This is a genomic window from Pontibacter ramchanderi, from assembly GCF_002846395.1.
Classification (GTDB): domain Bacteria; phylum Bacteroidota; class Bacteroidia; order Cytophagales; family Hymenobacteraceae; genus Pontibacter; species Pontibacter ramchanderi.
The window spans coordinates 1,604,879-1,611,883 of the sequence record NZ_PJMU01000001.1 but is presented as its reverse complement, the minus strand read 5'-3'; the positions used below and the strand labels follow the sequence as shown (position 1 = coordinate 1,611,883).

Genomic DNA, 7,005 nt, shown 5'->3' with positions numbered 1-7,005 from the left:
CCGGGAGAGTAGGTGGCCGCCAACCCCACCACAGCAGCCCCTGATGCCCCCAAGCGTCAGGGGCTGCCTGCGTTTACACCCACCACCCACCGCCACGCCCCGGCAAGCACGTGACACGCCCCGGCAAGCACGTGACACGCCCCGGCAAGCACGTGACACGCCCCGGCAAGCACGTGACACGCCCCGGCAAGCACGTGACATGCCCCCACAACAGCTGCCACCGCCCCGAGGGACTGCCACGCCGTCGAAACCAGGATGCAAGCTGCACTTTATTCTGCAATTGGGATCTTATTATAAGTTGTTAGAGCCTTTACAGTTAGAGCATCTATTCTTTCCAATCAAGAAGAACGTATGCAAACGTTCATCGTTAACGTTGTATATTTAGGACGTCTACTTTATCTTGTTAACATGGCTTTTCTATACCCTTCCTTTTTGTGGGCGCTAGCTGCTATTCTAATTCCGATCTTGTTGCATCTGATTCAACTACGTCGGGCTAAGCGTATAGAATTTAGTAATGTTAAATTTATACAGGTTTCAAAAGATCTGACGGCGAGTCAGCGAAACTTAAAGGAATTACTTATCCTAATTTCCCGTATTCTATTCGTCTCTTTTCTTGTTCTGGCTTTTGCACAGCCCTTTTTGCCAGCATCCGATACTTCAAAGCCTATTGATTTCACTCAGGTAACCATTGCGCTGGATAATTCTTTAAGTATGCAGAATATGCATGCCGATGAGGATTTTTCACTGTTAACGGTGGCGACAGATCAGGCAAAGCGTGTATTGGATATTTTCCCATCTACAACCGCTATTAGTGTTAATACCAATTCCAATTACAGTAGGGCGACTACAGTTGGCACAGTCGATGCCACTAATATTTTAGACCAAATGTCACATTCCACCCGGCCTTTTGTTAGTCATCAGGTTATGGGTGCTGATCACGATGCTGCTGAGCATGTTTTTCTATTTTCAGATTTCCAGAAGTCTTTTTTTGAACCTTCTTTCCTAAATAAGATTGATAGCAATCGCATTTATCACCTTGTGCCCTTACAAGCAGATAATATTTCAAATGTATTTGTGGATACGGTATACCTGGCTGATGAATTTGTTCGTTCTGATACGGAAGGGATACTTTATGTAAGGCTATACAATGCTGGAGACAAAGCTATACCTGCTTGCCCTGTAAAGTTAGTGATCGATAATGTGCAGATCGCCGCTTTGAGCATCGACTTGCCTCCGAAACAGGTTACTGAAATGCCTATTAGCTTTACTATAAGGGGGAAGGGCAACAAACATGCTTGGGTAGAAGTGGAAGATTACCCGGTTGAATTTGATAACTTTTATTATTTCGTGCTGCAGCCTTCCAGGCAACTTTCTATTACTGAGATTAGCTTAGATGATTCTAGTCCCCTGCAGCGTTTGTATCGAAACGAACCGTTATTTCATACACAGCGTTTTTCACCTAGCAACATTGATTATGCTCAGCTTGATAATTCGGATTTTATTGTCCTACAAGGTATAGATGAGATTCCGGCTGCACTAGTTTCGACTCTTGAAACCTATGTAAAGTCTGGTGGCACGTTAGCTGTTATTCCGTCGGCAACTGAAAGGAGCGCTTCTTATACTACTTTGATGCAGACGTTAGGTATACCAGCTAGTTTAAATGCAGGAGGCAATAGCAAGACATCCCTTGCCATTCCCAATCGAGACAACCCTTTTTTCAAAACTATTTTCGCGGACTATGACCCGAATATGCAAATGCCTGCCTCTGTTCGTAAGTTGATGTGGTCCCGCTCTACTGAAGATATCCTAAAATTCAGAGGTGGTACGCCTTATTTGTCGCGCTTCGATAGGGGACAGGGACAGGTATTCTTGCTTGCTGCGTCCCTGGATCCGAGGGAGAACGAGCTGGTCAATCATGCGCTGTTCGTTCCGGTTATGTACCGACTTGCTATAAGCAGTTACAAGCAGGAACAGCAAATTGCTTACCGGTTGCAAAACATGTCCATTACTATACCTGCACAAAGCCAGCCAGGAAGTGAGAGTATCTATAAATTGGTTAAAGACAGTACAGTATTTATACCTGAACAACAGATCAGAGGAGGACGCCTTGTGTTCAACGTCCCACCAGACCTGGAGGAAGCGGGTTTTTATGAGTTACAGCTCCAGGGAAAAACTGTGGGTAGCTTCGCCTTTAATTTTGATAAACAGGAATCATTGCTGGACCAGTATAGTCCGGCTGAGTTGAGAAGTTTTCTGCCCAAAGGCCAGCAGCAGGTACATGTTTATGACTACAGCGATACTTTTACGGTAAAGAGTGAGTTCGAAAAAAGATTTTTTGGCGTCACGCTTTGGAAATATTGCCTATTATTGTGTCTGATTTTCTTGATGGCAGAAATAGCCCTAATCAGATTCCTCTAACATGAAACTTCTTCTTAAAGCAGTCCGCATTTACGATCCTTCATCCGTTTTCCATCTTCAGCAACAAAACATACTCATTGAGAATGGTATGATCACCTCGATAGGGGGCGACCAGCAGCAGGCAGATCAGACAATAGAGTTGGAGGGACTTTGTGTTTCGCCGGGTTGGGTCGACCTGTACGCGCAGGTAGGGGAGCCAGGGCTCGAGCATAAGGAGGACATTGAATCGCTGGCTGCTGCTGCTGCAGCGGGTGGTTTTACAGATGTGCTGTGCATGCCTAATGTGCAGCCAATTGTTCAGACAAAGGGTGCTATCCATTTTCTAAAAGCCAAAGCGGCGAGCCTATCTGTTAATTTGTTGCCAGTCGGTGCCGTTACAGTAGACACACAGGGCAAGGAACTAACCGAGATGATCGATCTGCAACGCGCAGGAGCCGCTGCTTTTAGTGACGGAGCAAAGCCGGTGCAGGGAGCTGAAGTGATCGTAAAAGCCTTGCAATACCTGCAGCCTTTTGATGGTATACTGATGAACCGTCCGGAACATACACGCCTGGCGGAATACGGGCAGATGCACGAAGGAATTGTGAGCACGCAGCTTGGTATGAAAGGTATACCTGCTCTAGCAGAAGAAGTCATGGTAACACGCGACCTGCAGCTGCTCGAGTATACAGGCGGGCGCCTACACTTCTCGCTTATCTCAACGGCAGCTGCTGTAAATGCTATTCGGCAGGCCAAGGCCAAGGGCTTACAGGTGACCTGCGATGTAGCGAGTTATCAGTTGGCTTTCACTGACGCCACCATCGCGCCATTTGACACCAATTTTAAAGTGTCTCCCCCCTTCAGAAGCGAAGCAGACAGAGAGGCGATTTTGCAGGGACTCGCTGACGGCACCATCGATGCCGTCGTGTCCGGGCACCAGCCACAGGATACTGAAAGCAAGAAACTGGAGTTTGATCTGGCCGAATTTGGGATCATTAACCTGGAAACAGCCTTTGCCGTGGCGAATAGTACCACTCGCAACACGCTGGCTCTGGAAATCTTAATCGAAAAATTGACTGCTATGCCGCGTCAGATTCTGCGCCTGCCAGCTTGTAGTATTGCCGAAGGGGAAGCTGCTTGTCTCACTCTTTTTAACCCAGACCTGAAGTGGAAGCCGACAATTGAAAGTATCCGGTCTAAATCCAAAAATTCTCCCTTCATGGGCCAAGAGTTGACAGGTAAGGTAATTGGGATAGTCAACAAGGGACAACTAGTACTTAATCATTCTTTTTAATATATTTAGAGCTATATTTCTGACAGCGACCTGGCTGGCTTAAATAAGCGTGTATCAAATGCTGAATCAAACTATTGTGAGGGTGGGGGTGCGCTATGGCGTACTGTGCGGCTTGGCTTCTTTTGTGATCTTACTGGCCTTATACCTGATGGGGTACAACGCGCTGGGAGATGCAGGGCGTTGGAGCTATCTTCCTCTGCCTGTTTTCATCTTTATGGGGCTACGCTATTTCAAGCGGTTCCACGATGCCGAAATCGGGTTCTGGAAGGGAGTACGCGTAAGCCTTTCGGTTACTTTTTATACGGCACTGAGCGCGGCTATGCTCCTATACCTGATGCTATACCTGGTAGGACCAGAGATCATTCAGCAGCATGTAGTCGAACTGAGAGCATTGCTGGACCAGAGCCGGGAAGCACAGGTCAAGTTGCTGGGCGAAGAGAACTTTGAAAAGGCCTATCAGGAGCTTGATAATCTATCGCCGAGTATGCTGGCCACGCATGACTTTTTGGGCAGGATGGTAGTGGGGGCGATGTTTTCGGTGGTAGCCGCTGTGTTTTTCAGGAAATAATTCATCTTCACATAAACCTTAAACCCTATGATGGACTCCTCTTCTCAATTCGAATCCAAACCTTCGATTTATGCGGTTGCTGTAAAGTATGGCTTGCTGACTGGCCTGCTGTACATTGTATTTGCTGCTATCAATTACATAACTGAAAGCTACGGCAATTTTTTTGTAGCCCTGCTGGTTTCGATCGTCATTTCGGTTTTAGGTATCGTTCTAGCCCTCAAAGAGTTTAAAAAACAAAATGCTGGCTATATGACCTATGGGCAGGGTCTTGGGCTCGGCATCATGGTGTCTATCATTGCGGGGATCATCTCCGGCCTGTTCAGTATGCTTTACATCCAGTTTATTGATCCGGGTGTGCCTGAGAAGCTGGTTGAAGCCACAATGGAGCAGATGGCTTCCTTTGGTGTTGATGAGTCTGTGCTTGACAGCCAGCGCGAAGAAGTGATGGCCTCGTTCACACCTGTAAAGCAGTTGACGAGTGCCGTTACCAATGCCTTCTTTTCGGGGCTTATCCTATCGCTTATAATTGCCGCCGTGATGAAGCACAAGCGTCCGGAGTTTGAATAAAAAACATGCAATACCCTTATGATATATCAGTGGTGGTTCCTCTTTTAAACGAAGAGGAATCGCTGCCTGAACTGGTCCGTTGGATCAAGCGTGTGATGCACGCACATAGTTTTACGTATGAGATCATCCTGGTAGACGATGGCAGTACAGACCGCTCCTGGGATGTGATCACAGAATTGTCTGCCGAGGATAATACGGTAAAAGGCATTAGCTTTAACCGTAACTACGGCAAATCCGCCGCGCTTAACGAAGGTTTCAAGCGCTGCACTGGCGAAGTGGTCATCACCATGGATGCCGACCTGCAGGATAGCCCGGAGGAAATACCAGCCCTGTATGACATGATCAAGCACCAGCGCTTCGATCTGGTGTCGGGATGGAAACAGAAGCGATTTGACCCCCTCAGCAAAACCATCCCAACAAAATTTTTTAACGCCGCGACCCGACGTCTGTCAGGTATAAAGCTGCACGACTTTAACTGCGGGCTCAAAGCCTACCGTCAGTTGCTGGTGAAAAGCATCGAAGTGCACGGCGAGATGCACCGCTATATACCGGTTATTGCCAAATGGCACGGCTTTACGCGCATCGGCGAAAAAGTGGTGCAGCACCAGGAGCGTAAGTATGGCACCACCAAGTTCGGTTTAGAGCGCTTTGTATACGGTTTCCTGGATCTGCTTTCCATTACCTTTGTCAGCCGTTTCAAAAAGCGCCCCATGCACTTTTTCGGTACGCTGGGCACCTTATCGTTTGTAGTCGGCTTGGGCATAACCTTATGGCTTATCATACAGAAGGTGTTCACGCTATACCCGGAGGGTCGGGTGCGCGATGTGGTAGACCAGCCCTTGTTCTATCTGTCGCTGGTAGCGGTTATTTTGGGTGTGCAGCTCTTTTTGGCGGGTTTTCTGGCCGAGATGATGTCCATGACCTCAAGCAAGAAGAATGAGTACCTGATCCGGGACCGGGCAGGTTTGATCAAAAAATAATGGCAGGGAGGCGTATTGTCATCGTGGGGCCTGCGCATCCGCTGCGGGGCGGGGGCATGTCCACTTTCAACGAGCGCCTGGCCGGGGCCTTTCAGGAAGCCGGTGATGAGGTAGAGATCGTTTCGTTCAGCCTGCAGTATCCTTCCTTTCTTTTTCCCGGCAAAAGTCAGTTTACCAACGAGCCCGCTCCCGAAGGCATCAACATTAAACCGCTGATCAATTCAGTTAACCCTATCAGTTGGGTGCGAACCGGGAACTACATTCGGCATCGGAAACCGGATCTGGTTATTTTCAGGTATTGGCTCCCTTTCATGGGGCCTGCTTTGGGCACTATTGCCCGCTTGATCGGCCGCAACAGGTATAGCCGCATCCTGGCCATTACCGATAATGTGGTGCCGCACGAGAAGCGACCCGGCGATGTACCTTTCACCAAGTACTTTTTGAGTGCCTGCCATGGCTTCCTGACCATGTCGCGTGCTGTGCAGCAGGATCTGAAGCTCTTTGAGCCAAATAAACCCAGTCTATACCTGCCGCATCCGCTCTACGACAACTTTGGCCTCGCCGAAAGTAAAGCCGAAGCCTGCACTGCTCTTGGCCTCGATCTGAATTTTAAATACCTGCTCTTTTTTGGCTTCATCCGGGCATACAAAGGGCTCGACCTGCTGCTCGAGGCCATGGCTATACCTGCGTTGCAGGCTATACCTGACTTGAAACTCCTGATCGCCGGCGAGTTTTACGAAGAAGCTAAACCATACCACGACCTGATCGAAAAACACGGGCTGCAGGATAAACTGGTGCTCCGCACAGATTTTATACCGAATGCCGAGGTGCGACACTATTTCTGCGCGGCTGACTTGGTGGTGCAGCCCTACAAACACGCAACCCAAAGCGGTGTAACACAGGTTGCCTACCATTTTAACAAGCCCATGGTAGTGACCCATGTAGGTGGCCTTGCAGAACTGGTGCCGCACGGAGAAGTAGGCTATGTAGTGGCGCCGCAACCACAGGAAATCGCCGCAGCTATACTCGATTTTTATAATAATGGCAGGAACGAGATTTACGCCCAGAACATAGCCCGGTACAAGCAACGCTTCAGTTGGAGCAGGTTTGTAGCCGCAGTATACGAGTTAGCGGCGAAGGTAAAGCCTTAGTCATTACTTTACTTACCCCGATACCAGTTTAGTTTCCTGCTCTAATAG

At 48.5% G+C, this 7,005-nt stretch carries 6 protein-coding genes; all 6 read left to right on the top strand.

Annotated features, from left to right (window positions below; genetic code table 11):
- Positions 1 to 408 precede the first annotated feature (408 nt).
- From BD749_RS06795 to BD749_RS06770, 6 genes are read left to right on the top strand one after another with little or no spacing between them, the layout of a single operon-like run.
- Positions 409 to 2,418, top strand: a complete 2,010-nt coding sequence (locus tag BD749_RS06795; RefSeq protein WP_180336337.1) for a BatA domain-containing protein — start codon at positions 409 to 411, stop codon at positions 2,416 to 2,418.
- A 1-nt stretch (position 2,419) separates the two neighbouring features.
- Complete coding sequence (locus BD749_RS06790; RefSeq protein ID WP_101443552.1) at positions 2,420 to 3,691, top strand: dihydroorotase; 1,272 nt, start codon at positions 2,420 to 2,422, stop codon at positions 3,689 to 3,691.
- 58 nt (positions 3,692 to 3,749) lie between these two features.
- Complete coding sequence (locus BD749_RS06785; protein WP_101443551.1) at positions 3,750 to 4,259, top strand: DUF4199 domain-containing protein; 510 nt, start codon at positions 3,750 to 3,752, stop codon at positions 4,257 to 4,259.
- Between the two features lie 27 nt (positions 4,260 to 4,286).
- Positions 4,287 to 4,826, top strand: a complete 540-nt coding sequence (locus BD749_RS06780; protein WP_101443550.1) for a DUF4199 domain-containing protein — start codon at positions 4,287 to 4,289, stop codon at positions 4,824 to 4,826.
- Positions 4,827 to 4,831: 5 nt separating this feature from the next.
- Entirely contained in the window at positions 4,832 to 5,806 is a 975-nt protein-coding gene (locus BD749_RS06775; RefSeq protein ID WP_101443549.1) for a glycosyltransferase family 2 protein, read from the top strand.
- Positions 5,806 to 6,957: a glycosyltransferase gene (locus BD749_RS06770; protein ID WP_101443548.1), complete on the top strand. Its 1,152-nt coding sequence runs from the start codon at positions 5,806 to 5,808 to the stop codon at positions 6,955 to 6,957. Before BD749_RS06775 ends, BD749_RS06770 begins: the two co-directional genes overlap by 1 nt.
- Positions 6,958 to 7,005: the final 48 nt, after the last annotated feature.

Coding starts and splice junctions, on each gene's coding strand:
- BD749_RS06790 (WP_101443552.1), top strand. CDS start 2,420: ATGAAACTTCTTCTTAAAGCAGTCCGCATTTACGATCCTTCATCCGTT.
- BD749_RS06770 (WP_101443548.1), top strand. CDS start 5,806: ATGGCAGGGAGGCGTATTGTCATCGTGGGGCCTGCGCATCCGCTGCGG.
- BD749_RS06780 (WP_101443550.1), top strand. CDS start 4,287: ATGATGGACTCCTCTTCTCAATTCGAATCCAAACCTTCGATTTATGCG.
- BD749_RS06785 (WP_101443551.1), top strand. CDS start 3,750: ATGCTGAATCAAACTATTGTGAGGGTGGGGGTGCGCTATGGCGTACTG.
- BD749_RS06795 (WP_180336337.1), top strand. CDS start 409: ATGGCTTTTCTATACCCTTCCTTTTTGTGGGCGCTAGCTGCTATTCTA.
- BD749_RS06775 (WP_101443549.1), top strand. CDS start 4,832: ATGCAATACCCTTATGATATATCAGTGGTGGTTCCTCTTTTAAACGAA.